Annotated in this window: 28 protein-coding genes and 1 pseudogene; 27 read left to right on the forward strand and 2 right to left on the reverse strand. The window is 41.4% G+C overall.

Going from position 1 to position 24230, the window contains the following annotated elements; translation table 11 throughout:
• The first annotated feature begins 38 nt into the window (after nt 1–38).
• Nucleotides 39–740 carry an ABC transporter ATP-binding protein gene (locus AC4HAO_RS00360; protein WP_491134217.1) on the forward strand — a complete coding sequence of 234 codons (702 nt, stop codon included), beginning with the start codon at nt 39–41 and terminating at the stop codon, nt 738–740.
• A gap of 12 nt (nt 741–752) precedes the next feature.
• Nucleotides 753–3386, forward strand: coding sequence for an ABC transporter permease (locus AC4HAO_RS00365; RefSeq protein WP_491134218.1), 2634 nt, complete (start codon nt 753–755; stop codon nt 3384–3386).
• 92 nt (nt 3387–3478) lie between these two features.
• Here AC4HAO_RS00365 and AC4HAO_RS00370 read toward each other — a convergent pair whose 3' ends face one another.
• Entirely contained in the window at nt 3479–4261 is a 783-nt protein-coding gene (locus AC4HAO_RS00370) for a TraX family protein (protein ID WP_491134219.1), read from the reverse strand.
• 131 nt (nt 4262–4392) lie between these two features.
• Between AC4HAO_RS00370 and gatC the strand changes: the two genes are divergently transcribed.
• From gatC to AC4HAO_RS00495, 25 genes and pseudogenes are all read left to right on the forward strand, one after another.
• Nucleotides 4393–4695 carry an Asp-tRNA(Asn)/Glu-tRNA(Gln) amidotransferase subunit GatC gene (gene gatC / locus AC4HAO_RS00375; RefSeq protein WP_165208940.1) on the forward strand — a complete coding sequence of 101 codons (303 nt, stop codon included), beginning with the start codon at nt 4393–4395 and terminating at the stop codon, nt 4693–4695.
• Nucleotides 4695–6161, forward strand: coding sequence for an Asp-tRNA(Asn)/Glu-tRNA(Gln) amidotransferase subunit GatA (gatA, locus tag AC4HAO_RS00380; RefSeq protein ID WP_491134220.1), 1467 nt, complete (start codon nt 4695–4697; stop codon nt 6159–6161). Before gatC ends, gatA begins: the two co-directional genes overlap by 1 nt.
• Nucleotides 6161–7603, forward strand: a complete 1443-nt coding sequence (gatB, locus tag AC4HAO_RS00385; RefSeq protein ID WP_491134221.1) for an Asp-tRNA(Asn)/Glu-tRNA(Gln) amidotransferase subunit GatB — start codon at nt 6161–6163, stop codon at nt 7601–7603. The genes gatA and gatB overlap by 1 nt, the downstream gene beginning before the upstream one ends.
• Before the next feature lie 219 nt (nt 7604–7822).
• Nucleotides 7823–8041, forward strand: a complete 219-nt coding sequence (locus AC4HAO_RS00390) for a hypothetical protein (RefSeq protein ID WP_491093803.1) — start codon at nt 7823–7825, stop codon at nt 8039–8041.
• A 139-nt stretch (nt 8042–8180) separates the two neighbouring features.
• A complete protein-coding gene (locus AC4HAO_RS00395; RefSeq protein ID WP_491134223.1) occupies nt 8181–9296 on the forward strand; it encodes a 5-methyltetrahydropteroyltriglutamate--homocysteine S-methyltransferase in 1116 nt (371 codons plus the stop codon).
• Between the two features lie 235 nt (nt 9297–9531).
• On the forward strand, nt 9532–10188 hold the full coding sequence (locus AC4HAO_RS00400; protein ID WP_491134224.1) for a TetR/AcrR family transcriptional regulator: 657 nt from the start codon (nt 9532–9534) through the stop codon (nt 10186–10188).
• Nucleotides 10181–10579: a hypothetical protein gene (locus AC4HAO_RS00405; RefSeq protein ID WP_491134225.1), complete on the forward strand. Its 399-nt coding sequence runs from the start codon at nt 10181–10183 to the stop codon at nt 10577–10579. The genes AC4HAO_RS00400 and AC4HAO_RS00405 overlap by 8 nt, the downstream gene beginning before the upstream one ends.
• Nucleotides 10580–10616: 37 nt before the next feature.
• Nucleotides 10617–11489 (forward strand): DUF3114 domain-containing protein, encoded by an 873-nt coding sequence (locus AC4HAO_RS00410; protein WP_491093799.1) that lies wholly within the window; start codon nt 10617–10619, stop codon nt 11487–11489.
• A 128-nt stretch (nt 11490–11617) separates the two neighbouring features.
• The gene (locus tag AC4HAO_RS00415) at nt 11618–12733 is read left to right on the forward strand and encodes an SPFH domain-containing protein (RefSeq protein ID WP_491134227.1); all 1116 of its coding nucleotides are present in this window, start codon (nt 11618–11620) and stop codon (nt 12731–12733) included.
• Nucleotides 12730–13251: a hypothetical protein gene (locus AC4HAO_RS00420; protein WP_491134228.1), complete on the forward strand. Its 522-nt coding sequence runs from the start codon at nt 12730–12732 to the stop codon at nt 13249–13251. Before AC4HAO_RS00415 ends, AC4HAO_RS00420 begins: the two co-directional genes overlap by 4 nt.
• 21 nt (nt 13252–13272) lie before the next feature.
• The gene (locus AC4HAO_RS00425; RefSeq protein ID WP_491134229.1) at nt 13273–13863 is read left to right on the forward strand and encodes a hypothetical protein; all 591 of its coding nucleotides are present in this window, start codon (nt 13273–13275) and stop codon (nt 13861–13863) included.
• Nucleotides 13864–14108: 245 nt separating this feature from the next.
• Nucleotides 14109–14270 carry a Sec23/Sec24 zinc finger-containing protein gene (locus AC4HAO_RS00430; protein ID WP_491134230.1) on the forward strand — a complete coding sequence of 54 codons (162 nt, stop codon included), beginning with the start codon at nt 14109–14111 and terminating at the stop codon, nt 14268–14270.
• A gap of 103 nt (nt 14271–14373) precedes the next feature.
• A complete protein-coding gene (locus AC4HAO_RS00435) occupies nt 14374–14901 on the forward strand; it encodes a YqeG family HAD IIIA-type phosphatase (protein ID WP_491093796.1) in 528 nt (175 codons plus the stop codon).
• Nucleotides 14901–16022, forward strand: a complete 1122-nt coding sequence (gene yqeH / locus AC4HAO_RS00440) for a ribosome biogenesis GTPase YqeH (protein WP_491134231.1) — start codon at nt 14901–14903, stop codon at nt 16020–16022. The genes AC4HAO_RS00435 and yqeH overlap by 1 nt, the downstream gene beginning before the upstream one ends.
• A 23-nt stretch (nt 16023–16045) precedes the next feature.
• On the forward strand, nt 16046–16354 hold the full coding sequence (gene yhbY / locus AC4HAO_RS00445) for a ribosome assembly RNA-binding protein YhbY (RefSeq protein ID WP_491134232.1): 309 nt from the start codon (nt 16046–16048) through the stop codon (nt 16352–16354).
• 163 nt (nt 16355–16517) lie between these two features.
• Complete coding sequence (locus AC4HAO_RS00450; RefSeq protein ID WP_491093793.1) at nt 16518–17150, forward strand: nicotinate-nucleotide adenylyltransferase; 633 nt, start codon at nt 16518–16520, stop codon at nt 17148–17150.
• On the forward strand, nt 17150–17746 hold the full coding sequence (gene yqeK, locus AC4HAO_RS00455; protein ID WP_491093792.1) for a bis(5'-nucleosyl)-tetraphosphatase (symmetrical) YqeK: 597 nt from the start codon (nt 17150–17152) through the stop codon (nt 17744–17746). The genes AC4HAO_RS00450 and yqeK overlap by 1 nt, the downstream gene beginning before the upstream one ends.
• Nucleotides 17747–18253, forward strand: a complete 507-nt coding sequence (locus AC4HAO_RS00460; protein ID WP_491093807.1) for a cysteine hydrolase family protein — start codon at nt 17747–17749, stop codon at nt 18251–18253.
• A gap of 15 nt (nt 18254–18268) precedes the next feature.
• Nucleotides 18269–18622, forward strand: a complete 354-nt coding sequence (gene rsfS / locus AC4HAO_RS00465) for a ribosome silencing factor (protein ID WP_491093791.1) — start codon at nt 18269–18271, stop codon at nt 18620–18622.
• 47 nt (nt 18623–18669) lie between these two features.
• Nucleotides 18670–19407, forward strand: a complete 738-nt coding sequence (locus tag AC4HAO_RS00470) for a class I SAM-dependent DNA methyltransferase (protein WP_491134233.1) — start codon at nt 18670–18672, stop codon at nt 19405–19407.
• 69 nt (nt 19408–19476) lie between these two features.
• Nucleotides 19477–19686 (forward strand): annotated as a pseudogene (locus AC4HAO_RS00475) (hypothetical protein); the annotation flags it as partial.
• A gap of 420 nt (nt 19687–20106) precedes the next feature.
• Nucleotides 20107–21204, forward strand: coding sequence for a nucleotidyltransferase (locus tag AC4HAO_RS00480; RefSeq protein WP_491134234.1), 1098 nt, complete (start codon nt 20107–20109; stop codon nt 21202–21204).
• A 320-nt stretch (nt 21205–21524) separates the two neighbouring features.
• Nucleotides 21525–21779 carry a type II toxin-antitoxin system Phd/YefM family antitoxin gene (locus AC4HAO_RS00485; protein ID WP_165329227.1) on the forward strand — a complete coding sequence of 85 codons (255 nt, stop codon included), beginning with the start codon at nt 21525–21527 and terminating at the stop codon, nt 21777–21779.
• A 2-nt stretch (nt 21780–21781) separates the two neighbouring features.
• Nucleotides 21782–22036, forward strand: a complete 255-nt coding sequence (locus AC4HAO_RS00490; protein WP_165329226.1) for a Txe/YoeB family addiction module toxin — start codon at nt 21782–21784, stop codon at nt 22034–22036.
• A 206-nt stretch (nt 22037–22242) separates the two neighbouring features.
• The gene (locus AC4HAO_RS00495) at nt 22243–22956 is read left to right on the forward strand and encodes a MerR family transcriptional regulator (protein WP_491134235.1); all 714 of its coding nucleotides are present in this window, start codon (nt 22243–22245) and stop codon (nt 22954–22956) included.
• Between the two features lie 482 nt (nt 22957–23438).
• Here AC4HAO_RS00495 and AC4HAO_RS00500 read toward each other — a convergent pair whose 3' ends face one another.
• Nucleotides 23439–24134 (reverse strand): GntR family transcriptional regulator, encoded by a 696-nt coding sequence (locus AC4HAO_RS00500; protein ID WP_491134236.1) that lies wholly within the window; start codon nt 24132–24134, stop codon nt 23439–23441.
• Nucleotides 24135–24230: the final 96 nt, after the last annotated feature.

The raw sequence follows: 24230 nt of genomic DNA on the forward strand, positions 1-24230 counted from the left end.
GATTAAAGCAACAACTGTCTAAATAAGGAGGTGGTTAGATGAGTTATGTTGAAATGAAACATTCTTATAAGCGTTATCAGATGGGAGAAAGAGAAGTCGTCGCCAATAACGATATCAGTTTTGAGATTAATAAAGGAGAGTTGGTTATTGTCTTGGGAGCTTCTGGCGCTGGTAAATCAACGATTCTTAATATTCTTGGCGGCATGGATACGAATGATGGAGGAGAAGTTTGGATTGATGGTAACAATATCGCAACTTACAGTCCAAAAGAGTTAACGACTTATCGCCGCAATGATGTTGGTTTTATCTTTCAATTTTATAACTTGGTTCCCAACTTGACAGCTAAAGAAAATGTAGAACTGGCTTCAGAGATAGTATCTGATGCCAAAGATGCTGCCGCAACCCTAGAGGGAGTTGGACTTGGAAGTCGATTAGATCATTTTCCTGCCCAGCTGTCTGGTGGCGAGCAACAGCGGGTATCTATTGCCCGTGCCTTGGCTAAAAATCCTAAGTTACTTCTATGTGACGAACCTACAGGAGCTCTAGACTATCAAACAGGTAAGCAGATTTTAAAACTCTTGCAGAATATGTCTCGTCAAAGAGGAGCTACTGTTATTATCGTAACGCATAACTCGTCCTTGGCTCCGATTGCCGACAGGGTGATCTATCTGCATGATGCTAAGGTTAGTAAAGTTATCTGCAATGATCAGCCTTTAGATATTGATAGTCTTGAGTATTAAAGGGGTGATTTTATGAGAAAAAAGATTTACTGGGAAACGATCTGGAAAGCCTTGTTAGGGTCAAAAGGCCGTTTTCTTTCCATTATGTTTTTGATGTTTTTGGGATCGTTTACCTTTATTGGTTTAAAGGCAACAAGACCCAATATGCACGGGCGAGCTGATGCGTATCTGCAGGTCCATCAAACAGCAGATTTATTTGTAACAGCCAGCCATGGTTTTAGTCAGGCTGATCAGGAAGAGTTAGAGCATGTTGATGGTGCTAAGGTAGAGTTTGGGAAAGTAACAGATGTGACGATTGAGGATACCGACAATGCTGTGAGGGTGTTTTCCAATAGTCAGACTATCTCGACCTACCAGTTAGAATCAGGCAATTTACCCAAGAAACAGAATGAGATTGCTCTGGCTGCTCCTTTGAAAAAGAAATATAAACTGGGGGATAAATTATCCTTTCAGCTTTCTGAGAAGTCTAATTTGGTAGAAAAAGATTTCAAAATAGTCGGTTTCATCAAGTCATCTGAAATTTGGTCTAACTTAAATTTAGGATCATCGACAGCAGGAGATGGTAATCTGACAAGTTATGGTGTTGTGAATTCCTCAGCCTTTGCGAATAGCACCAATACTTTGGCTAGAATTCGCTATGACCGACTGAAAAAGCTTAATCCTTTTTCCGATGGTTACACTAAAAAAGTGAATAGTTATCAAGACGCGTTAGATACAGTGTTAGAGGATAATGGCCAAAAGCGTCTGGCAGACTTGAAAAAGGCACCGCAGAAAAAAGTTGACCAAAGTAAAATAGCCTTGGCTGACGCAAAAAAGAAGCTGCAAGAAAGTACAGCTGCTCTAGCATCAGCACCTCCTTATCAGCAAGAGTTGGCTCAGCAGTCTATTAGTCAAGCGCGCCAATCAATCGCTCAAAAGGAGCAGCAGATTCAAAAAGCTCAGGCTCAAATTGATGCCATGCCAAAACCAATCTATAATACTTATACACGTTCGACCATGCTGGGCGGAGAAGGTTATACGGTCTATTCTGCCAATGCAGACAGTATGGGCAATCTCGGCAATATTTTTCCCATTGTGCTCTATGGTGTTGCTGCCTTGGTTACCTTTACGACGATGACTCGATTTGTTGATGAGGAAAGAAACAAATCGGGTCTACTGATAGCTCTGGGTTATACGAAACAAGATGTTATCCAGATATTTCTTATTTATGGTTTTGTAGCTAGCATGCTGGGCAGCCTCTTAGGCATTATCGGAGGCCATTATTTACTTTCAAGAATTGTGCTACAGATTTTTTCAGGGAATATGGTCTTGGGCGCTCCCCACTTATCCTTTTACTGGTCTTATACCTTAATCGCTGTTTTGTTAGGATTGGCGAGTGCTGTTTTACCGGCTTATCTTATTGCCAGTAAGGAGCTGGGTGAAAAACCGGCTCAGTTGCTGCTGCCTAAGCCGCCTGTGAGAGGGTCGAAGATCTTTTTAGAGCGGATAGGGTTTATGTGGCGGCGTTTGAGTTTTACTCATAAAGTGACCGTCCGTAATATTTTTCGCTATAAGCAGCGGATGCTGATGACGATTTTGGGGGTGGCTGGTTCAGTTGCACTTCTTTTTGCAGGATTAGGAATCCAATCCTCTTTGGGAAAGGTGATTAGGGAACAGTTTACGCAGTTGACCCCTTATCATCTGGTAGCTATGAAAAAGGAAGGTGTCAAAGATAATGATAGCTTAACGGACTTTTTAAGGTCAAAGGACGTTGCGCGTTATCAGAGTATTTATTACACTAACTTGACTGAAGAGGTGCCTCAGTTAAAAGACAGGCAGAGTATTGCTGTTATGGCAACGGATGGCGACAACTTTGACGACTTTGTTCGCTTAAAGGATGCCCGTACTAATCAGGACTTAAAACTGCCTAAGCACGGTGTCGTTATCTCTGAAAAATTAGCCCGCTTTTATAAGGTCGATGAGGGTAAAAGCTTTTATCTTAAGGATAGTGATGGTAAGAAGCGCCGTATTAAGGTTGCTGCTATTGCCAAGATGAATGTCGGTCATTATTTGTTTATGACTCGGTCAACTTATCGAGATATTTTTGATCAACATCCCGATGATAACGCTTATTTTATCAATTTAAAAGATGATTCCTCTTCCCATATTAAGAATATATCAACGAAATTACTGGCTATGAATGAGGTTGCATCGGTGACTCAAAATACATCTCGAATGAAGATGATTAAAACAATTGTTACCTCTTTGAATGCAGCCATGCTTGTTCTCGTTGTTAATACAGTTCTTTTGGCCCTTGTTATTCTTTATAACTTGACTAATGTCAATATTGTTGAACGTATTAGAGAATTATCCACGGTAAAGGTTCTTGGTTTTTACAATAGTGAGGTTACCTTGTATATTTATCGCGAAACGATGGTGCTTTCCATGGTAGGAATTGCTTTAGGATTCTTAGCAGGTCATTATTTGCATCAAGTTATCATGGAGATGATTGGTTCTGACAATGTATTATTTGGGACAAACGTTGGTATTCAGGTCTATGTGATCCCAATCGTTTTTATCTGTTTTATTCTTGTGGGATTAGGGGTATTTGTTCACTATCGGCTCAAATATCTTGATATGCTGGAAGCTTTACAGGCAGCAGAGTGATAGGCCAGCAGAAGTGTTGGTGATATCATCCTCTCTGCAGGTTAAAAGAGGTTGGGAACGTTCCCAACCTCTTTATGATGTGCAAGATTCATTTACAAGAAGAAAGCTAGTATATGCAAGACCCAGAGATGGGCAGGGTAAAAGATGTAGAAAAACCATCTGTGGATAGGCTTAGTGCTGCCTTTTTGCCCGTTATAGAAAAATAGGAAGGGAAGGAAGAGGAAGCTCATAGCATCGCTGTTGTAACAAAACATCTCAAACCAGACGCCCAGACTTGGGTAATGACTGATATTAAGGTCTGGTCCCATTATGATAAAGAGCAAGACGCTCCATAATCCAAAGACGAGCAGCTGCCTTTTAGGACTGCCGTAGAATCCCCAAAAAATCAGCATAAGAAAGAGAATTGGGACACCGCCTTCCAGTGTCAGGCTGAGGTGCTGGCCAAGAGGCAGACCAATAAGCGATAGGAAAAGTCCCATGATGAAAATCACTGTTCCCAAGATAAAATTAAGGATGCGCTGATTGGTGGAGTCTTTAGCTTTTTGCCAAAAATAGATCATGCTGTAACCTAAAGCGAGGGTTAAAAAAATATTATCTACGATCTGGTGCTTAGATCCTAGGAGCAGCAAAGATAGGAAGTCACCCAGCTGCATGAGAATGGCAGCCACCCACAATCGAAGCAAATGTTTTTGCCGATTTCTGGTATGAAAGAAACCTTCCAGTGTTAAATAAGCAAAGACAGGAGCAACAAATCGTGTCATGAGATGCAGCCAGCTTGGCAAGCCAGGGAAGGCAAAAAATGCAGAATCCATTACCATAAAAGTCAGGGCGATGTATTTAAGCTGATTAGTATTCCATCCTTTTAGTGTTTTCATGGCATCTTCCTCCTTAATATCAGTGTACCAAAATAATGAAGCCCTGCCCTTACAATTTTGAAAGAATGTTTTTATCTTTAAAAGTGTGATATAATTTTGAAGACTATGTAATGCTTATAGGAGAAAAATGGATGAAAATTTCTGAAGAAGAAGTTCGCCATGTAGCGGCCTTGTCAAAGTTGTCCTTCTCAGATGAAGAAACGGCTGAATTTGCGACTACCTTGACCAAAATTGTCGACATGGTTGAGCTGTTGAATGAAGTTGATACGACTGGTGTGCCTATTACAACAACCATGGCTGACCGCAAGACAGTTATTCGCCCTGATGTGGCTGAAGAAGGAACTGATCGCGATCAGCTCTTTAAAAATGTACCGGAGTCGAAAGATTACTATATCAAGGTACCGGCGATCTTAGATGACGGAGGAGATGCCTGATGTCTTTTAATCATAAAACAATTGAAGAATTACACGACCTTCTGGTCAAAAAAGAAATTTCTGCGACTGAACTGACTGAGGCGACACTCGAGGATATCAAGGCGCGTGAGGCGGCTGTTGGCTCTTTTATCACGGTAGCAGAAGAGGCAGCTCTAGAGCAAGCTCAGACTATAGATGAAGAAGGAATTGATGCGGATAATGTCCTGTCAGGAATTCCTTTAGCGGTTAAGGATAATATCTCGACTAAGGGTATTTTAACAACTGCTGCATCGAAAATGCTCTACAATTATGAACCCATCTTTGATGCGACAGCTGTTCAAAATGCCTATGGAAAAGGTATGATCATTGTTGGTAAGACCAATATGGACGAGTTTGCTATGGGTGGCTCAACCGAAACTTCCTACTTCAAGAAAACTAAAAATGCTTGGGATCAAAGCAAGGTCCCTGGTGGTTCATCTGGTGGTTCAGCGACAGCAGTAGCTTCTGGTCAGGTTCGTCTGTCACTGGGATCTGATACGGGTGGTTCCATCCGTCAACCAGCAGCCTTCAATGGTGTTGTCGGTCTTAAGCCAACTTACGGTACGGTGTCCCGTTTTGGCCTGATTGCCTTTGGCAGCTCGCTGGATCAGATTGGTCCCTTTGCGCCAACAGTCAAGGAAAATGCCCAACTGTTAAATGCTATTGCCAGCGAGGACAAGAAGGATTCCACCTCTGCTCCTGTTCGGATTGCTGATTATACCAGTAAGATTGGGCAAGATATCAAGGGGATGAAAATTGCCCTGCCTAAGGAATACTTGGGCGAAGGCATTGATCCACAAATTAAAGAAAATATTCTAGCAGCGGCTAAGCAGTTTGAAAAACTGGGAGCCATTGTTGAAGAAGTTAGTCTGCCCCATTCCAAGTATGGTGTGGCGGTTTATTACATCATTGCTTCTTCAGAAGCTTCCTCCAATCTGCAACGCTTCGATGGGATTCGCTACGGCTTCCGAGCAGAAGGTGCCGAATCTCTAGAGGATATCTATGTCAAGACTCGCAGCCAAGGCTTTGGTGATGAAGTTAAACGCCGTATCATGCTGGGGACCTTCAGTCTGTCGTCTGGTTATTATGATGCCTACTTTAAAAAGGCAGGTCAGGTACGCAGTCTGATTATCCAAGATTTTGAGAAGGTCTTTGCCAATTATGACCTTATCCTTGGCCCTACAGCACCGCAGGTAGCTTTCGGTTTGGATACGCTCAATCACGACCCTGTTGCCATGTATCTGGCTGACCTTTTGACCATTCCAGTCAATCTAGCTGGGCTGCCAGGAATTTCGATTCCGTCAGGCTTTGTGGAAGGTTTGCCAGTTGGATTGCAATTAATTGGTCCTAAATATGGTGAGGAAACTATCTATCAAGCAGCCTCTGCTTTTGAAGCAGTGACTGACTACCATAAGCAGCAGCCAGCAATTTTTGGAGGTGAGAACTAATGAACTTTGAAACCATTATTGGGCTGGAAGTCCATGTGGAATTAAATACCAATTCAAAAATTTTCTCACCATCATCGGCTCATTTTGGTGAGAATCCCAATGCCAATACTAATATCATCGATTGGTCCTTCCCCGGTGTTTTGCCGGTTATGAATAAGGGTGTTATTGATGCGGGAATAAAAGCTGCTTTGGCGCTCAATATGGATATTCATCAGACCATGCACTTTGACCGCAAGAATTATTTCTATCCAGATAATCCAAAAGCCTATCAAATTTCGCAATTTGATGAACCAATCGGCTATAATGGCTGGCTGGAAGCGCAGCTGGATGATGGTTCGACAAAGAAAATTCGTATTGAACGGGCGCACTTGGAAGAAGATGCTGGTAAGAATACTCACGCTGATGATGGTTATTCCTACGTTGACCTCAACCGTCAGGGTGTCCCTTTGATTGAGATTGTTTCTGAGGCTGATATGCGCTCTCCTGAAGAGGCTTATGCTTATTTGACAGCTTTAAAGGAAATTATCCAGTATACCGGTATTTCTGATGTCAAGATGGAAGAAGGCTCCATGCGGGTTGATGCCAATATTTCCCTGCGTCCTTACGGTCAAGAAGAATTTGGTACCAAGACAGAGCTAAAAAATCTCAACTCCTTCAGCAATGTCCGCAAGGGCTTGGAATATGAGGTTGAGCGTCAAGCGAAAATCCTGCGTTCCGGTGGTGTGATTCAACAAGAAACGCGTCGTTATGATGAAGCAGGGAAACAAACGATTCTTATGCGGGTTAAAGAGGGTTCGGCCGATTACCGTTATTTCCCAGAGCCTGATCTGCCAATCTTTGAGATTTCTGATGATTGGATTGAGGACATGCGAGGCAGCCTGCCTGAATTTGCCAAAGACCGCCGAGCCCGCTATGTGAATGAATTGGGTCTGACGGATTATGATGCTAGTCAATTGACAGCGACTAAGGCGACATCAGACTTCTTTGAAAAAGCTGTTGGTCTAGGCGGCGACGCCAAGCAGGTTTCCAATTGGCTCCAAGGTGAAGTAGCCCAATTCCTCAATAGCGAAGCTAAAACCATCGAGCACATTAATCTGACACCAGAAAATCTGGTGGAAATGCTGGGCTTGATCGAAGATAGTACCATTTCATCGAAAATTGCCAAAAAGGTCTTTGTTCATTTGGCGAAAAATGGCGGTGGTGCGCGTGATTATGTGGAAAAAGCCGGACTGGTGCAAATCTCTAATCCAGACGTCTTGATTCCGATTATCCACCAAGTCTTTGCCGATAATGAAGCAGCCGTTGCTGATTTCAAATCCGGTAAACGCAATGCTGATAAAGCTTTTACAGGCTTCCTTATGAAAGCTACTAAAGGTCAGGCCAATCCACAGGTGGCTCTCAAGCTCTTGGCTCAAGAGTTACAAAAACTGAAAGAGGAGTAACAAATCGGGACTACTAGCCTCACAGGCTGGTAGTTCATTTTTATTTTGCTAAAGGAGAAAAATGTGTCGTCTATTTTTGTTACCTTATTCTTTTTTCTATGTTTTTATAATCTAATTTGGTTATGCTTACTTCCCATAAATCTTCATCGTTGGTATTGGAGTTGACGAGTGAGACGGGAGGGACAAGAACTAATCCTACAGGGAAAGGAAGTAGCTGAAATGAGTCGAGGTATAAGAGGCATTATTGTCTATCGTCATTTCTTAAGCTTTATGGATTACCGTTTTGTAACAGACCGCAATCCCTACGGTGTTGTTAGAGCCTTGAATCGAAGTAGAATTACCTATCTAGGGCGCTTACAGTACCTTTCTGGTCGTTATCGCGTCCGCTATCTTCAGAGAAAGGGGAAAACCTATCTGCTTGTTTTAGAACCGGATTGAGCATTACTAGAGCGATTCTAGGGAAGCTATTCGGACGGAGGTATAGTTTTAAGCTATTTAATAATATATAAAATATATATTTTACAGTTATATCGCTCTCTGATACAATAGAAGCATATTCAATAAAGGGGTAAGAGTAATGACTAAAAAATATTTTGAACATGTGGGGTCTTTCCTAAGGCCAACTGAATTGAAGGAAGCACGTGGAGCTTTTGAAGCTGGTAAGATTTCGGAAGCAGACTTGACCGCAGTTGAAGACCGGCTGATTATGGACTTGGTCGATAAACAGGTCGCTGCCGGTCTTGAAAAAGTAACCGATGGGGAATTTCGTCGTGCCAACTGGCATGTGGATTTTTTCTGGGGCTTTGATGGTATTGAGCGCTACCAGTATGGAGAAGGGTTGGCCTTCCAAGAGGTAGAAACTAACGATGATTCGGCTATCGTTACTGGTAAAATTGGTTTTACCAAGGAACACCATCCCTTCATCAAGCACTATCAGTTTTTGAAAAAACTGGCTGATGAGCACGGCGTAGAGGCTAAAATCAGCATTCCCGCACCATCCCAGTGCTTGGTTGAGCTGCAACGCGGCACTAATATCCAAAAGGCCTTAGCTGTCTATCCTAATCAGCAAGACTTGATTGACGATTTGGCTGCAGCCTATCACGATGCTATCCTTGCTTTTTACGAAGAAGGTGCACGCACGGTTCAGCTGGATGATTGTACCTGGGGGATTATCATGGATGATGAGTTTTATAAGACCGTAACGGATGGTAAGATTGATAAGGATACTATTCGTGAAGGTTTGCTTTATATCAATAATAAGGCCTTGGAAAATCTTCCAGAAGACCTCCAAATTAATACCCATGTCTGCCGTGGAAATTACCAGTCAACCTATGCGACAACAGGACCTTACACAGCAGTGGCTGAGACACTCTTTGGTCGCGAACGGGCGACAGCTTACTTCCTTGAATACGATAATGAGCGGTCTGGTGGATTTGAACCTTTGGCGGCATTTAAGGACCCTAACAAGGTTGCTGTCCTTGGCTTGATTACCACAAAAGAAGGAAAACTAGAGGATAAAGAGGCTGTTATCAAGCGCATTCGTCAAGCTCAGGAGATTCTGCCGTTGGAACAACTCTGGCTGGCAACCCAGTGTGGCTTCGCCTCAACCCAAGAAGGCAATCTCATCACAGAAGAAGATCAGTGGAACAAGCTGGCTCTTGTTAAAGAGATTATTGATGAGGTTTGGGGATAGCTCTATTTGGTGGCCATGCCTTTATCATATGTTAATTACAGGTAGATAAAAAAGCTATTTTAGATCCGTGAAGGATGCTTTAGTGGATATTTTTCTTAAAACTAAAGAGCAAAGAGCGGAAAACGATTTGTGATAAAAATCTATTTCTTTCTCATTTTCTTGACAAACAGAGCTCTTATCCTTATAATCAAAAACAGACTGTTGGTCTGTTTTTTGATAGAGAGGATAGAGTCTATTGAAACAAGAAGAAAAATCCCTGCGAACAAAAGAATTGATCCTAAAAACGGCCCTCCCTCTATTTGCCAAGCAGGGTTACCAGACAACGACCATGGCTGACATTATTAAAAGTGCAGATTTATCAAAAGGGGCTGTCTACCATCACTTTGCCGGTAAAGAGGCTATTTTACAAGAAATTATGAAAGCTGAAGTTGCTGAAGTGACTCAGTATTTATCTAAGCTATGCGCTGATAAGGATATTTCGGCCAGTCAGCGTTTTAGCCATTTAGTGGATTTTTTACTTCAAAAGGATTCCTTGCAGGATATGTCTCATATTAACTGGGCTGAAAAAGTTCCCTTTGGCTTGTTATTTACGCTCAGAAATACAATTCAAGTGTTGGTACCTTACGTAAGTGATATGATTCAGCAGGGCAACCAGCAGGGAGAGTTTGATTGCTCCTATCCCGATGAAACTGCCAGCGTTTTTCTTATCTTAGCTGATATTTGGTTTGATCCAGTTCTTACGGGGGTGGACTATTCCTTTTCTTCCAAAATTGACTACCTGTTTCATTGGTTAGAACTAAGCGGTGTTCCTATATTATCTGCCAAAAACCGCCAGCAGATTAAAAAGAGGATGGCTGATATCTATGAAAAGAAGGGGAAATCAGATGAATAAGTTTCTGAAGGTTGTATTTGTTGTCGTTATTGCTGCTATGTCCTGTGCTAGTCTATTGCAGCTTTTGGCTCCGAATTTCATGGGCAGCCAGTCCGCTTACGGTATTTCTCGTGGTTGGCAGAGAGAAATAGCATTTTGGGATATAGCAGTTGTTATTATATTAATGGCTGTGCTGATGAAATATGATTGGTTTTACCTGAGGGCTGTTTTATTGGGACTCATTATTGGTGGTCTTGGCATTGGAAGCAATCACTTAGTGGGCTTTATTCAGGAACCGTCCCAGTACATTAACCTTATTGGAGCCGTTGAGAACTATCTGCTTGTTTTGGCCTGGATCCTTGGTTGGCGGCTAGAAAAGCGAAAGCACCATCGAAAAGAAGAGGCAGATTGATAAGCCTCTTAGTAATAATCATATAAAGGAGAGTAATATGGATAAAATTGGGTCGCCAGTCTTTTACCAGTACTGGGAGCAGATAAAAACAGAAAAGATGGCGCATGAAGCCTTGCACTATCTCTTGGACAGCGCAGGCATGCCTGAGGAGCTGTCGGGGGATTTAGAGGAGAATCGTCGTTTGGTCTCTCGGTTTGCTGATGACTTAGCGCCACATGATAATTTTTGGAAAGATTTAGCACGTTTGGTTCGTCGGGCGATGAAGGAACGTTTATTTACGGAAAAAACGAGTTTTAATCGCCGCTTGCATCAGCTGCGCTATGTCATTTCATCTCAGCAGGCTCAGTATGTTCGCCGGTACTATCGTCAATCTGGAATGACCGATCAAGCGGCTTTGATAACCTACCTAAAAGTTAATCGCCTGCGCCCCAATATTTTTGACAATGCCCGCCTACACAATAAGCGTCAGTCTAAGCAGGAGGCATTTGCTTTTCCTGATCATCGGGAATCCTATAATATAAAGATTTTACTTCAGCTTCGCACGGAGTTTATCCTAGATAGTCAGGGGTATTTTCTTAACGAACTAGATGCGGATAAAGTTAATATTAATGGAATTGTTAACGGTGCTAGCTTCAACTATGGCAATACTCCGTGGAGTCATGTTCGTTTGGATGTTGAACCAATAAGAGCGCACGATCCTATTTTTAGAAAAGCGATAGTGAAACCTTTTAAATCGCCCAATCAAGCTGGAAAAATCCGCCTAGCTCGTTTTTGGAAAGAGCGCAAGGTAGCGGACTTTGAGCGCAGTTTTTATAATAGACAAGGGGGATTTGCCAAGGATGGTCAATCTTTAGCCCGCCTTATTAAGCTGCGCAAAAAGTCATTTAAGCGAGAGTATAAGAGAAAATAGTCAGTAAGCTGGCTTTTTTGTTTGCTGAAATCTCTGCCGAGTTTTTCTGTAAGACTTTCTGTAACATTATTGACATATTATATATATATATAATAGTTTTGTAAAATTAAAAAATGGGAGTGAGCTAAATGGGGATTATTAAAGGTATCAACGATGCCTTTGGTAGCAATTTCGCAGATCAGTGGAAGGATATAATCACTGCGGGGCATTTTCATGAACAATTAGCGGTTGCTCCAGGATTGGTTCAATCAACTAACAATAACAGAGGGGCTAATACGAAAGCTTCTGTCGGTGTGATTAGTAACGGTTCAATTATTAGGATTCCAGAAAGTACAGCAGCGTTTATTTTTAGCCAATCAGGAATTGAACAAGTTCTAGTTAATCCAGGTGAGTATATTTATCAAAATGGTGAAGCGAGTTTTTTTAATCAAAATGGTTTTTATAAATCATTAATTAAACAGTCTATTGGTAGGATGGGCTTTGGAGGTCAGGCTTTAGTAGAAAAGAGGGTTTCGTTTATTAATCTTCGAGAAATTAGAGGCTTAAAATTTTCTACAAAGACTCCTTTAATTTATCATGATAGTTTTTATGATACAGACTTAGAGGTTAGTGCAAGCGGAGAGTTCTCTATACAAATTATTAATCCAGTTAATTTTGTGAAAAATTATTTACCAGCAAATGTGAGCTTCTATTCTTTTACAGATGATAATGCGAAAGGGCAAATTCATTCGGAATTTATGCAGTCTTTTCTTCAAGCTTTAAATAGTTTATCTGAGCGTTATCGTATTTCGCAGTTACCATCAGCTGGGAAGGAAATAACAGAAGCGCTATATTCTGGACAAGGGAATGTTGGTGGCTGGGGAGAGCGTTTCGGCTTTAAACTTGTTAGTGTTGGGATTGAAGACATTCAACTTTCAGAGAATTCTAAAGAACTTGTTAATATTTTTTCGTCAAATAAAATGCAGGTCGACGCTTATAAAACAGTCTCTCAGCGTTCTGCTAATATATCATCTCAACAAAAAATTTCTGAGGGAATTAAACAGAATGGTTTTGGGGACGGTTTGGGAACTATTGTTGGAATGCAAATGGCTCCAGAACTTAATCCTGTAAAATCTATCCCAAATGCCCATGTGAGTTTTGATGAACAAGTTGAAATGTTAAAAAAATTAAAGGACTTACTTGATAGTGGTATTTTAACTCAAGAAGAATTTGATACCAAGAAAAAAGAGGTGATGGGACTATGACGAAGTCAGAAGTTTGTTCTAATTGTGGTAGTACTCAGTGGGAAGACGTTGATTCAGAGATTAGATGTGCTTACTGTGGTGTACCTAAATCACAACGAAAACAACAGTTTGTTAATGATGATGAAATCAGCAAGTATCGGTTTGATTATCTAAAGGAGAAGGAGAATAATCGTACAGTTCTTATCATATTGGGATTTATGATGTCATTGCTGATATTTTCTTCTTGTAGTATGTTTTTAATCTCTGACTCATCATCGGAGTCAACCCAGCATTCAACTTCTCCACTCGAAAAGCTAGAGTTAAAAGTTGAGACTCTCTCCGTTGTTGGTAAAACTGGAGAGGAAGCGACTCAAGAAATTAAGAAGGTGGATAAAGATGCCAAAATAAAGTATGTTAAAAAAAGTATGTTGGGTAGTTTATTTGAAGATAAACCTACTTCGGATTTAAGCCTGAAAGTTTCAGAAATGCAAGTCAATTATAGTAAGGATGATCATGAGGTCACTCTTACTTTAGAATAGATAAAAATTAAGGAGAGAATTATGTCTAAAAAAATTGTTGATGCAAATGGTAATGTTTATGTACAAAAGAAACCTTTTTACAAAAAGTGGTGGTTTATTACTATCATTATCTTGGTAGTCCTAGGATACTTTGGTGGAAGAAATTCAGACAAGAAAGAAACGAAATCAAGCACTGCTGCTAAGAGTTCAGTTGTTCAAAGATCTGATGCGAAAAAGTCAAGCTCTGAAATTTCTATGAGTTCTTCGTCTGCTAATTCTACGGGTTCATCAACTGCAAGTAAGTCGACAAGCAAGTTCGAACCCAAGGACTCTTCGGATAAAACCATTGAGTCAATCAGTACTTACGAAGATTATCTCAGTATGTATGGTTTTATCGTAAACGAGTATATCTCAAATTATGAAGCTGCTGTGAAGCAATATGGTCTAGGCGATAATCCAACTTATGCTTCTATGCGGGAAGAAGTTGAAAATAGTGTTGAAGAACAGAAAAAGCAGTATGGTCCGATGAAGAATGCCAAAATTATTGGTAAGGATGACTTAGTTCAATTTTTAAAAGATTATCGTGACACACTTAAGTCTTATACTGACCAAATGGCAAATGGTGTTTCTTAGTTCTTAGTAAGAGGAAAGTAATTAAATGTTTAGACATTTATAAATTCGCAGTCTTTAGAGGTAACAAAATGGGTATAGTAAATAAAATTCTTGAAAATAAAATTGTTAATACGAATGGTTATACACGTTCAGACACGGGAACAAAAGTGCATTCTTATTTACGAACGCATCCGAAAAATACGGGTTTAACTAAGAAAGTAACGAGAAGTTTTATTAGTGGTATTAAAAAGAAATGAGGGTAAGGTATGACACAACGATTTCCAGATGTTAATTGGTATTGTGATGAGTGTGGTGCTTATTTGAATGACCAAGCTGGTTTTGATGATCACAAATATTTATGGAAATGTACAGAATGTGGTTATAAAAGTAGCATTTCTAGTGATAATATATTAAATGTAGATGATTAATTATATAGTGAGCCTTGAGCTTACTTTTTTTATTTTTTCCTAAAATTTAAAGCATCAAAAATTATGCTATAATAAGATGTACTATCATATTTTGGAGAAAGCTGTGAGTATTGAAGATTATATACCCACCTTTGCGGTGGAAGCTGTTTATGATTTGACACCTGAAAGCCTGCGTAAGCATGGAATTTCTGCGGTACTGGTGGATTTGGATAATACCTTGATTGCTTGGAATAATCCTGATGGGACACCGGAGCTGCGGGAGTGGTTGGATGATATGACAGAGGCTGGAATACCAGTGGTGGTCGTCTCCAATAATAAATTTGAACGCGTTCAGCGTGCGGTTGAACCTTTCCATGTGGATTTTGTCAGCCGTGCTATGAAGCCCTTTACTCGTGGTATTGACAAGGCGATTGAACGCTATAGCTTTGATCGCGATGAGGTTGTCATGGTTGGTGATCAGCTAATGACAGATATTAGGGCTTGTCATCGAGCGGGTATTCGCTCTATTTTAGTGAAGCCATTGGTAAGATCGGATGCTTGGAATACCAAGTTTAATCGTGCCAGAGAGCGCCGTGTGATGCGAAAGATTGCTAAGAAATACGGTGATATTATTTATAAAAAGGAAATTTAATGGAAGAATTACTCTGTATTGGCTGTGGAGCCAAGATTCAAAGCGAGAATAAGGAAGCTGCTGGCTATACCCCCCGCTCCAGTGTTGAGAAGGCGACAGAAAGCGACAGTGATCTTTATTGTCAGCGCTGTTTTCGCCTGCGCCACTACAATGATATCGTCGATGTCCATATTAGTGATGATGAATTTCTGACCTTACTGCATGAAGTTGGCGATAGTCAGGCATTGGTTGTCAATGTTGTAGATATTTTTGACTTTAACGGCTCTGTTATTCCGGGTCTCAGTCGCTTTGTATCTGGTAACGATGTCCTCTTAGTGGGGAACAAAAAAGATATTCTACCTAAATCTGTTAAAGATAGCAAGGTTACTCAGTGGCTGCGCGAGCGTGCTCACGAAGAAGGTCTGCGGCCAGTTGATGTCCTGTTGACCAGTGCCCAGAATCATTATGCTATCAAGGAATTAATTGAGCGGATTGAGGAGCTTCGTGCTGGCCGTGATGTCTATGTTGTCGGTGTGACCAATGTCGGTAAATCCACCTTAATCAATGCCGTGATTAGTGAGATTACTGGGGATAAAAATGTGATTACGACATCACGCTTTCCTGGAACAACACTGGATAAGATTGAGATTCCTCTGGATGATGGCAGCTATATCTTGGACACACCGGGGATTATTCACCGCCATCAAATGGCTCACTATCTCAGTGCCAAGGATCTCAAGTATGTCAGCCCTAAAAAAGAAATCAAACCTAAAACCTACCAGCTTAATCCTGAACAGACCCTATTTTTAGGAGGTTTGGCTCGTTTTGATTTTATTAAGGGAGATAAACAAGGTTTTACCGCTTATTTTGATAATAATCTTGACTTGCATCGGACTAAGTTGGCTGGAGCAGATGACTTTTATGATAAGCATCAAGGCGATCTTCTGGTACCACCGCATGCTAAAGACTTAGCTGAGTTTCCTGCTCTTGTCCGCCATGAGTTCACGATTACGGACAAGATCGATATCGTCTACTCAGGTCTCGGCTGGATTCGTGTTAAGGCAAGCAGTAGTCAGCCTGTTAAGGTAGCTGCCTGGGCACCGGACGGGGTCGGTGTGGTTATCCGCAAGGCCCTAATTTAAAAAATGAAATAGAAGGAATACATATGCTTACATCAAAACAACGTGCCTTTTTAAATGCTCAGGCACACGCTATGAAACCCATTGTGCAGATTGGCAAGAACGGCCTTAATGACCAGATTAAAACCAGCGTCCGCAATGCCCTAGATGCACGTGAGCTTATCAAGGTAAAGCTATTGCAAAACACTGATGAGACCATTCATGAGGTTGCTGAAATTTTAGAAGAAGAAATTGGGGCGGATTCTGTTGCTAAAACGGGTCGTGTTCTTACCCTTTATAAGCAGTCTGCTAAGAAGGAAAACCGCAAATTATCACAGAAGGTAAAGGAGCTCTGAGCTTAAGTTTCTTATAATGTTGTAGGAAATGTGACACTTGTTAATCCCCTTGAAAAGCCTTCTTGTCGCTTTTTACCAGCCGCTTTGTCGGCTTTTTCTTTTGCCTTATTTATGCTATAATGGGAGCTAAAAGAGTTGATACGTAAAGCATGAGGAGAAGTCTATGGCACTTGATTTAGTAACGCCATTTACCAAGGTAGAATTGGAGGCAAATGTTGAGGAAACTGGACGTAAGCAGGTTGGGATTTTAGGCGGCAATTTTAACCCTGTTCATAATGCTCATCTGCTTGTTGCTGATCAGGTTCGTCAGCAGTTATGCTTGGATGAAGTTTTTCTGATGCCGGAATTTATTCCTCCTCACATTGATAAAAAGGAGACCATTGCTGAGCAGCACCGTCTCAATATGCTTATGCTGGCTATCAATGGTATCGAAGGTTTGGATATTGAGACGATTGAGCTGGAGCGTCAAGGCATTAGTTACACTTATGATACGATGAAGTACCTGACAGAAAACAATCCTGATACCGATTATTACTTTATCATTGGGGCGGATATGGTGGAATACCTGCCCAAGTGGCATCGCATTGACGAGCTGGTTGAGCTGGTGCAGTTTGTTGGGGTTCAACGTCCCAAGTATAAAGTTGGAACGTCCTATCCTGTCATCTGGGTTGATGTGCCCCTAATGGATATTTCATCATCGGATGTGCGCGATTTGATTAAGACTGGCCATACTCCCAATTTTATGGTGCCTCAGTCAGTTTTAGCCTATATCAAGAAAGCGGGGCTCTATCGCTGATGTATGAAGAATTTTTAAGACATGGTTACGACAGAGACCGCCTGCTGGAGCAAATGAAAATGACGCTGAGTGATAAGCGGTTTCAGCACTGTTTGGGGGTCGAAGCAGCTGCCAGACATTTGGCAGAGCTCAATCATTATTCGCCTGAAAAAGCTGGACTCGCTGGTCTACTCCATGACTATGCCAAGGAGCTCTCTGATGAGGAGTTTCTGGATCTGATTGACAAGTATGGTCTGGATCCAGACTTGAAAAACTGGGGCAATAATATTTGGCATGGCAAGGTTGGTATTTATAAGATCCAAGAAGATCTAGGAGTAACAGATTCTGAAATCCTAGCTGCCATTGCAGATCATACGACAGGAAGCAGGGTTATGACAGTCTTAGATAAGATTGTCTATGTGGCTGATTATATCGAGGACAATCGTCATTTTCTAGGTGTTGAGGAAGCGCGTCGACTGGCTGAGGTATCCTTGGATAAGGCTGTCGCCTATGAAACGGCCCATACCATTGAGCATTTGGCCCACCAAGCTATGCCCATCTATCCACAAACTATTGAAACCTACAATGCTTATGTCAATTATTTGAAGGAGACCTAGATAGTGACAGCTTTATTGGTTGTAGATGTCCAGACTGGATTAATTAAGGAGCAGCCTTATCAAGTGTCGCTTTTCTTGGAAACTGTAGGGCAAGCCATAAAACAAGCGCGTGCTCGTCAAATTGAGGTGATTTATGTCTGCCATCATGATGATGAGTTGCCAATGGGCAGCAGTGATTGGAAGATATCTGATTCAGTAGCACCCCAAGCAAATGAGTTGATTATTGATAAAGCCTACAATTCGGCTTTTAAAGAGACAGGCTTGCGGGCTTATTTAGCAAACAAGGGTGTGGAGCGGTTGATTATTGTAGGGATGGCAACTGATCACTGCATCGATACGACGGTCAAGGTGGCTTTTGAGATGGGTTATGAAGTTGCTGTGGTGGAACATGGTACGACGACCTTTGGGACATCAGATATCCCAGCAAATATCTTGATTGACTACTATGAGACGATTTGGCATGACCGCTTTGCTCAGGTTTTGCCTCTGGAGAGACTATTTAATTAAAGGAAATAAAGATTAATGACTAAAGACGAACTTTTAGAATTGGTTGTTAAAGCTGCTGATGAAAAGCGGGCTGAAGATATTGTTGTTCTTGATTTAGCTGGTTTAAGCAGTTTGACAGATTATTTCGCCATCATGAGTGCTATGAACAGCCGTCAGTTGGAAGCTGTTTCGGATAATATCCGTGAGAAGGTTAAAGAAGCAGGCGGTGATGTTAGTCACATTGAAGGGGATAGCAAGACCGGTTGGGTTCTCCTTGATCTCAATGATGTGGTCGTCCATATCTTTACCGAAGAAGCACGCGACCACTATAATCTGGAAAAACTCTGGCACGAAGCACCACTGGTGGATGTGACGGCCTATCTTGGATAATAATGAGCAGTCGCTGAGACTGCTTTTTTAGAATAGGGATAAGAGATATGACAACTTATGAAACTTTTGCGAGAGTCTATGACAGTATCATGGACGATTCACTTTATGATCAATGGACGGACTTTTCGCTGCGCCATTTTCCAAAAACAAAAAATGCCAAACTCCTAGAGTTGGCTTGTGGGACGGGGATTCAGTCCATTCGTTTTAAGCAGGCAGGATTCGATGTGACAGGGCTGGACTTAAGTGAAGAGATGCTGAACTTGGCCTGCAAACGTGCCGAGGCAGCGCACTTAGACATTCCTTTTGTGCAGGGCAATATGCTGGATTTATCGCCTGTCGGAACCTTTGATATGGTGACCTGCTATTCGGACTCTATCTGCTACATGGAAGATGAGGTAGATGTGGGTGATGTTTTTGCGCAGGTTTACCAGCATCTCAATGATGGTGGAGTCTTTATCTTTGATGTGCATTCTACCTATCAGACAGATGAGGTTTTCCCTGGCTACGCTTACCATGAAAATGCGGAAGATTTTGCTATGGTCTGGGACAGCTACGAAGATGAAGTTCCACATTCAGTGGTCCATGAGCTGACTTTCTTCATTCAAGATGAGGATGGACGCTTTACACGCTTTGACGAAGTTCATGAAGAGCGAACCTACGAACTTCTCACCTACGATATATTATTGGAACAAGCTGGTTTTAAAACGGTCAAGGTCTATGCTGACTTTGAAGATAAAGAGCCGACAGAAACAAGCAAAAGATGGTTCTTTGTGTGTGCGAAGTAGGAAGGAACAGTTATGAAGAATTTGGCTTTTGTCATAGGCTTGGCGCTAGCGGGCATTGATCCTGTTGGCATGATATTGCTGATGACCATGCAGGCAGTGGGTTTATCCCTTAAAAAAGTCTATCTTTTTGGTGGTTTAGTCCTTTTTGGTACGGCTTTGCTGGGTTTCATTTTATCACTCATACTGGGTAATGAGATATCGAATCTAGCGCAAGTCCTTGGTCAACTTCCTGATAGAGTATGGGTTTGGATTTATTTGGTGCTTATTGCTGTCTTAATAGCTTGGGGAGTCAAACGTCTGCTGGCAGTAGAAGATCTGGACCGTCAAAATAGCCCAAAGAGCAGTAAGGGAATCTATGCAGCAGCGGTCTTCATGATTTATACAGCCATCGTGGATCCAACTTTTTTAGCCGTGCTAGCTTTGTCCGGTCAAGTAAATGATACTTTCTTATCGCTGCTTTACAATTTTCTCTGGGTATTTATCAGCCAAAGTCCGCTCTTCTTGCTGATTTTAGCTGTTATGTGCAACAAACATCATGTCTTTATTGATAAATTTAATGCTTTCTATAAAAGATATCGGCAACCTATCAGATATGGTGTCACAGGAATTATCTTTTTATCAGCTATTATTTTGATAGTTGATCTATCTTCTTATTGTTTTTTAGATAGCTGGCTTTTAGGCTAAAATGGAGGGAACCCCATGACCACAACTGGCATCATCGCTGAATTCAATCCTTTTCACAATGGGCACAAATATCTGCTCGATCAAGTAGAAGGTGTCAAGATCATAGCTATGTCTGGTAATTTTGTCCAGCGGGGGGAGCCTGCTCTTGTGGATAAGTGGACAAGAGCCCAGATGGCTTTGGAAAATGGTGCAGATCTTGTGATTGAGCTGCCGTTTTTGGTGTCGGTTCAGTCGGCCGACTATTTTGCTCAGGGGGCTGTGGATATATTGGCACGATTGGGCATTGATCAGCTGGTCTTTGGAACCGAGGAAGCTCTGGATTACCAAGCTATTTCAGATACTTATGCAGCTAGGGGGACTGAGATGGAGACCTTTCTTTCCCAGTTACCTGACAGTCTGTCTTATCCTCAGAAGACCCAGAAAATGTGGGAAAGGTTTGCAGGTGTAGATTTTTCTGGAAATACGCCCAATCATATTCTGGGACTCAGTTATGCCAAGGCTTGCGCAGCCTATGGTATCAAACTAACCCCTATTTCGCGTATTGGGGCAGGCTATCATTCCGACAGCAAGCGAGAGCAAATTGCCTCAGCCACTGCTATTCGTAAACATCTGGGGGATCAAGAATTTTTAGATAGGACTATGCCTGCCCCCCAACTTTTGGAGCAGGCAACTATGGTCAGCTGGGCGAATTATTTTTCCTTGCTCAAGTATCAAATCCTGACAAATCTTGATCTGACTGCTATTTTTCAGGTCAATGAGGAGCTGGTTAGCCGAATCAAAGAGTCTGTTAAGACGGCGGTTGATTTTGATGATTTGGTTGATAAGGTGGCGACAAAACGCTACACTAAGGCACGGGTGCGGAGAATTTTGACCTATATTTTGGTTAATGCTAGAGAAGCAGCCTTACCAGAGGCTATCCATGTCCTAGGTTTCACTGAAAAAGGCCAGCAACACCTCAAGTCCGTGAAAAAATCCGTGGAGATTATCACTCGTATCGGTGCTAAACCGTGGGATGCTATGACCCAGCAAGCCGACAAAGTTTATCAACTAGGCTATCTCAATATTCAGGAACAAAACTGGGGACGGGTGCCGGTGAGAAATTCTAATGATTAAGTTGGTTTTCTGATTAATTAGTAAATATTTAAGTATAAAAAGCTACACTGACATAGTAAACCTTAAGAATTAGGAGAAATATAATAGAACTAATTAATAATTTACTTGAGTGGACTTTTGTTTCAGAATGTCAAATTCCAGAAGATGTTTCGTCATCTCTTGTGACTGGTGAAATACCTTATGCTGCTTACAAAACAATCAGAGATATTGCAATTCATCTTTCTTAAAGATTTACATATGAAAACTTGTACAATTTATTGACAAGTTTTTTCTTTTATTTTATACTGTGGTTAAATATTAGGAATTAGTGAGGTTTTATCATGGAAGCAGTCGTTTATTCAACTTTTCGTAATAATCTCAAAGACTATATGAAAAAGGTCAATAATGAATTTGAACCGCTTATAGTTGTTAATAAAAATCCTGATGAAGATATCGTTGTTCTTTCAAAAAGTGAGTGGGATAGTATTCAGGAGACCCTTCGAATTTCACAAAATAAATATCTTTCGGATAAGATTATTGAAGGGCTTGCTCAAGCAAGAGCGGGTCAGGTTGAAGTTCATGAGATTGAGGATTAGTTATGCCTATGAAATTTACAGATTCTGCGTGGAGGGATTACTGTTATTGGCAGAATCAGGATAAAAAGACACTCAAGCGCATTAATAGGATTTTAAAAGATGTTCAACGTTCTCCTTTTGAAGGAATCGGTAAGCCTGAACCCTTAAGGCACGACTATCAAGGAGCATGGTCAAGACGAATTGATGCTGAAAATCGTCTCGTCTATCTAATTGAAGATGATGGAGTCACTTTCATTTCACTACGAGATCATTACTAAATCTAATCTCCAAATTTTTTTGGAGATTTTTCCTTCTTTCCCTTGACCCTTACGCTGCGTCATGGTCTATACTCATAATTGAGGTGAACAGAGCCTACACTTCTGTGAAAATAGCTAAGTCTTTCTAGGTGTTTGATCACTTTTATCAGGCTTACTAAGTTCTGGGAGTGTGCGGCCTTAGTATCCTCAGTAGAGAGGAGGTTTCTATGAAGACCGTTAAGGAGATGAGTCAGCTGTCGGGTGTCAGTGTGCGCACACTGCATTATTATGATGAGATCGATCTGCTCAAGCCCAGTCAGGTGGCTGAGAATGGCTATCGCTATTATGATCATCAGGCGATAGAGCGCCTTCAGGAAATCTTGCTGTTTCGGGAGCTGGAATTTCCTCTCAAAACCATTAAGAAGATTGTGGATAGTCCGAGCTATGACCGCAAGGTAGCTTTGACCAAGCAGATAGCCCTTTTGGAGGCCAAAAAGGCGCACTTGGAGGGCGTTTTGGCGCATGCTCGTCGTCTGCAAGAAGGAGGAGATACGATGACATTTACCGCTTATGATAAGTCTCAGCTGCAAGCCCTTGAGACTGAGGCCAAGGAGCGTTGGGGAGAAACTCAAGCTTACCAAACTTTTGAGGCTAAGACGGATAAGAAAGATTTTGCCCAAGTGACTGATGAGATGTTGGCTATCATGGCTGAATTTGGAAGTCTGAAAGATTTGGATGTTGCCGATAGCAAGGTCCAAGCCCAAGTCAAGGTTCTGCAGGATTATATTTCAGATCATTTTTATCCTTGTAGTCCTGAAATCTTAGCTGGACTTGGAAAAATGTATGCGGCTGATAATCGTTTCAGTCAAACCATTGACCAAGCTGGCGGAGCAGGGACTGCTGACTTTGTTAGCTGTGCCATTGAACGGTATTGCCTATAGTGAGTATATAAAAAGGGAAACTCTTTTGAGTTCCCTTTTTTTGGGTACGACAGGCATGTTATACATCTGAGGTGAAAGTCCTCTGTGGGCACCCGCTACCGGTGAACCAATAGCGACTCCCAAGCCTGACTATCGTGAGGTAGCGGGGAGAGGAAGGGATAGCGAAATCGTGGCTCTAAGAACAGAAACATGATATCAAGGCGTATATAGGGGATGAGGAGGCACATAACTCTAAAGTCCAAAAAGGTAGTCGTAACCTATTCATATTTCCGTAGACACAAAGTGGAGACATAGGTGATGGCGTATGAGGGAATAGATGCGTCCCCTCTTAAATCACATGATTGTGAGCTAGACTAGCACGTACTTTTGTGTGATAGGGTCTAGAGATAAGCCTCTATGGGATCTGTTCAAATTTGAAAAATTTTTGGATGAGGTATTCATGAGTGAGTTAGGTATAATTTCCCCAAGGTTTTATACTTTTCTCAATTACTTTGCGTATAAAAATTTGTAAATTCTTGACGATAGAGGCTACGGGAAAAATCAAAGGGGCGACCGTCAGTAAGGTAGTAGATTTCTTCCATGAGGAGGGCAGGACTTTGAGGGCTTGTACCCAGGTAGGCTGCTTGCTCAGCATCTAGGGCAGCAACCTTGAGGTATTTGTCTGAAAAACCGGGTTTAACTCCCTTTTTTTTGATATGACTAAAAATAGAATGTCGGGCAATACTTTCATCCAGCGGACAGGTACGGTCGGCTAGGTAGTAGGATTCTTCTAAGCAGAATGGCTTGTCTTCTAAAGTTTGAAGGCGTAATATATGATAGACTTGATCCCCTATTTGGCAATCTAATTCCCTGGCTAGTTGATCATCAGCTGTGCTTATTTCAAAAGAAAGAAGCTTACGGGTCATCTGGTCTTTGAAATTACCTGAAAATCCAGTACTATTTTGAAACATAGGAAGATAATCCGAACGGCTTAAACGTCGAACAAAGATACCTGAACCCTGTACTTGGTAAATACGGTGCTGGCTTTCAAGATTTTTCAGAGCCTGCATCATGGTGTTTTTACTGACATTGTAATGCTGAATTAAATCAGCTAAGCAAGGAAGTTTGTGACCATGAGGTAATTTTGCTTGGTCAATATTTTCTTGCAACAGTTGGGCAATTTCTTGGTGTTTAAGCATAAATTCTCCTTGAAAAGTAATTATCTTTATTATAGCACGAAAAAAAACACTTGACAAATTGTTTGGGTATAATATACAATAATTGTACCCAAACAA

This window comes from Streptococcus sp. ELY_137, assembly GCF_058314515.1.

Coding starts and splice junctions, on each gene's coding strand:
- gatA (WP_491134220.1), top strand. CDS start 4,695: ATGTCTTTTAATCATAAAACAATTGAAGAATTACACGACCTTCTGGTC.
- AC4HAO_RS00395 (WP_491134223.1), top strand. CDS start 8,181: ATGACTAAAAAATATTTTGAACATGTGGGGTCTTTCCTAAGGCCAACT.
- gatB (WP_491134221.1), top strand. CDS start 6,161: ATGAACTTTGAAACCATTATTGGGCTGGAAGTCCATGTGGAATTAAAT.
- AC4HAO_RS00405 (WP_491134225.1), top strand. CDS start 10,181: ATGAATAAGTTTCTGAAGGTTGTATTTGTTGTCGTTATTGCTGCTATG.
- rsfS (WP_491093791.1), top strand. CDS start 18,269: ATGACTAAAGACGAACTTTTAGAATTGGTTGTTAAAGCTGCTGATGAA.
- AC4HAO_RS00470 (WP_491134233.1), top strand. CDS start 18,670: ATGACAACTTATGAAACTTTTGCGAGAGTCTATGACAGTATCATGGAC.
- AC4HAO_RS00450 (WP_491093793.1), top strand. CDS start 16,518: ATGGCACTTGATTTAGTAACGCCATTTACCAAGGTAGAATTGGAGGCA.
- AC4HAO_RS00410 (WP_491093799.1), top strand. CDS start 10,617: ATGGATAAAATTGGGTCGCCAGTCTTTTACCAGTACTGGGAGCAGATA.
- AC4HAO_RS00365 (WP_491134218.1), top strand. CDS start 753: ATGAGAAAAAAGATTTACTGGGAAACGATCTGGAAAGCCTTGTTAGGG.
- AC4HAO_RS00415 (WP_491134227.1), top strand. CDS start 11,618: ATGGGGATTATTAAAGGTATCAACGATGCCTTTGGTAGCAATTTCGCA.
- AC4HAO_RS00425 (WP_491134229.1), top strand. CDS start 13,273: ATGTCTAAAAAAATTGTTGATGCAAATGGTAATGTTTATGTACAAAAG.
- AC4HAO_RS00480 (WP_491134234.1), top strand. CDS start 20,107: ATGACCACAACTGGCATCATCGCTGAATTCAATCCTTTTCACAATGGG.
- yhbY (WP_491134232.1), top strand. CDS start 16,046: ATGCTTACATCAAAACAACGTGCCTTTTTAAATGCTCAGGCACACGCT.
- AC4HAO_RS00370 (WP_491134219.1), bottom strand. CDS start 4,261: ATGAAAACACTAAAAGGATGGAATACTAATCAGCTTAAATACATCGCC.
- AC4HAO_RS00495 (WP_491134235.1), top strand. CDS start 22,243: ATGAAGACCGTTAAGGAGATGAGTCAGCTGTCGGGTGTCAGTGTGCGC.
- AC4HAO_RS00485 (WP_165329227.1), top strand. CDS start 21,525: ATGGAAGCAGTCGTTTATTCAACTTTTCGTAATAATCTCAAAGACTAT.
- AC4HAO_RS00490 (WP_165329226.1), top strand. CDS start 21,782: ATGCCTATGAAATTTACAGATTCTGCGTGGAGGGATTACTGTTATTGG.
- gatC (WP_165208940.1), top strand. CDS start 4,393: ATGAAAATTTCTGAAGAAGAAGTTCGCCATGTAGCGGCCTTGTCAAAG.
- AC4HAO_RS00390 (WP_491093803.1), top strand. CDS start 7,823: ATGAGTCGAGGTATAAGAGGCATTATTGTCTATCGTCATTTCTTAAGC.
- AC4HAO_RS00500 (WP_491134236.1), bottom strand. CDS start 24,134: ATGCTTAAACACCAAGAAATTGCCCAACTGTTGCAAGAAAATATTGAC.
- AC4HAO_RS00430 (WP_491134230.1), top strand. CDS start 14,109: ATGACACAACGATTTCCAGATGTTAATTGGTATTGTGATGAGTGTGGT.
- yqeH (WP_491134231.1), top strand. CDS start 14,901: ATGGAAGAATTACTCTGTATTGGCTGTGGAGCCAAGATTCAAAGCGAG.
- AC4HAO_RS00420 (WP_491134228.1), top strand. CDS start 12,730: ATGACGAAGTCAGAAGTTTGTTCTAATTGTGGTAGTACTCAGTGGGAA.
- AC4HAO_RS00360 (WP_491134217.1), top strand. CDS start 39: ATGAGTTATGTTGAAATGAAACATTCTTATAAGCGTTATCAGATGGGA.
- yqeK (WP_491093792.1), top strand. CDS start 17,150: ATGTATGAAGAATTTTTAAGACATGGTTACGACAGAGACCGCCTGCTG.